Here is a 1989-nt window from a genome sequence, read left to right as displayed (position 1 = left end):
GGGTCGGCGTCCGCGGAAGCCGGGACCTGGGCCGGCCGTGGCTGTGGTTCCGGGTGCGGGTCCGGGGTCTCGGCGGCCGGGGCGGTCTCCTCCGAGGACGCGGGGGCCGTCTCGGCCTTCGTTCCCGCTCCCGTCCCGGTTGCGGTTCCGGACCCCGCCGTCCCCGCGCGGGCGCGCCTGCGGGCCTCGTCGGCCAGGATCCAGCGGCGGTGGAGCTCGACCGACTCCTCCCGGGTGGCCCCGCAGAGCCGGGCGAGCCGGTCGACTGGGGCGTACTCATTGGGCACGGCGTCGCCGTTGCAGTACCGGTGGAGCGTCGACGTGCTCACGTGGAGCTTGCCCGCGAGGACGCCGTAACTCCGTCCCGAACGGTCCTTCAACTCCCTGAGCAACGCCGCGAAATCCTCGGACTCAGCCGTAGCCACGAGCCGTTTCCCTCCCCTGTCCGTCCCGGGAACGCGTTCCAGGGGAAGGCAGTTTCCCCAGGTCAGAGCGTGTTCCCGCGTTCCAGCTTCCCCCATTGTCCCTTGCTGATTGCGGTCGGCGCAGACCGGCCCGCAAGGTGAGTGCAGCAACCAGCCAAACCGGCCCACCGGGGGGAGCAGGCAATGCGATTCCGTATCCGGGTCAACCTGGCGGACTCGATGGCCGCCGCGATGCTGGCCGCCTCGGTGGCCACCGTGATCGCGCTGGTCCTCAGTCTTCAGAGCTGACCCCAGCCACACACAGCTCAGCACGCACCACTCACACCACTCACGTACGACTCACGCACCTAGCAACGGGGAGCCGATCCACCATGCGCACCAACCTCCGCATCACCGCCGCCGCGACCACCGCCCTCATCGCCGCGCTGTCCCTCAGCGCCTGCGGCAGCGACCCCGCGCCGAAGGCGGCGGACAAGGCGTCCAAGCCGGCCGCCTCGGCGCCCGCCTCCACGCCGGCTCCCTCGACCGGCGGGGACACGGCCGGGACGACGGGCAGCACGGACGGCACGGGCGGCACGGGTTCGGCGGGCGGGTCCGGCTCGGGCACCGGCGGCCAGGGGACGGCCAAGCCGGCCAAGTCGACCGGCAAGCACTCGGGCGGCCAGTCCACGTCCGGCTCCGCCGGGTCGGGTTCGGGCTCGTCCAAGCGCGTCACCTGCACCGGGTCCAACATCAAGCTGACGGCGACGCCGGTCTCCCGCCCGATCAACCACGTCCTGCTGACGGCCACCAACATCGGCAAGACGACGTGCGACGCCTACGACGCCCCGGCGGTCAAGTTCTCCAACGCGCAGTCGCCGATCCCGGTCGACAAGGACACCATCCCGCAGGCGGTGGTCTCGCTGGCCCCGGGCCACTCGGCGTACGCGATGGTGCGCACGCAGGGGGAGCCCGACGGCACGGACCCGTACATGACGAGCCAGGTCGTCGTGTACTTCCGGGGTGCGGTCGGCATGGAGTCCGTGGGCCGCTCGGCGTACGCGTCGCTGCCGAAGCCGGTGGGGGTGGTGGACGCGCAGGCGATGGCCACGTACTGGCAGTCGGACCTGGGCGCGATCAGCGCCTGGTAGCCCCTTCACGGGGCTACGCCCCGCCCCCCCTCTTCCGTCTGCGGACCGGTGCTGGCTGACTCGCGCAGTTCCCCGCGCCCCTAAGTACCTAGGGGCGCGGGGAACTGCGCGAGCRACCCACCACCGGTCCGCAGACAGAGACCGGACCCAAAAGGCCGCACCCCCAACCCCCCACCCCCCTCGTTATCCCGAAAAAGATCAACCGTGGGAGTGGCTGTGCACCGGGACGAGGATCCGTGGCGGGACGGCGAGGGAGCCGTGCGGGCGGAGTTGGCCGTGCACCCCGCCGCCACCTGGCTGTACGTCGGCGAGCCGCACGGCGTCCTGCGCATCCCCCTCGGCGGGGACGGCCGCCCGGAGGCCCCCGCCGAGTGGACCCCGGGCGTACGCCCGTACGGGCTCGCGGCGGACCGGACCGGCGCCTGCCTCTACGT

The 1989-nt window shown here is 72.5% G+C and carries 3 protein-coding genes; 2 read left to right on the top strand and 1 reads right to left on the bottom strand.

Translation table 11 applies throughout. The features are described 5' to 3' along the window. Positions 1-425 (bottom strand): helix-turn-helix domain-containing protein (locus ACJA3G_RS35870; protein WP_406557213.1); only part of this gene is annotated, 425 nt, incomplete at its 3' end. A gap of 371 nt (positions 426-796) precedes the next feature. Between ACJA3G_RS35870 and ACJA3G_RS35865 the strand changes: the two genes are divergently transcribed. After that, entirely contained in the window at positions 797-1555 is a 759-nt protein-coding gene (locus ACJA3G_RS35865) for a DUF4232 domain-containing protein (RefSeq protein ID WP_406557212.1), read from the top strand. 216 nt (positions 1556-1771) lie between these two features. After that, positions 1772-1989 (top strand): hypothetical protein (locus ACJA3G_RS35860; protein ID WP_406557211.1); only part of this gene is annotated, 218 nt, incomplete at its 3' end.

The sequence above is a fragment of the Streptomyces sp. YS-3 genome, from assembly GCF_045257485.1.
Taxonomy (GTDB): Bacteria; Actinomycetota; Actinomycetes; order Streptomycetales; family Streptomycetaceae; genus Streptomyces.
The sequence above is the reverse complement of the archived record's forward strand: the minus strand, read 5'-3'. Positions and strand labels throughout refer to the sequence as shown.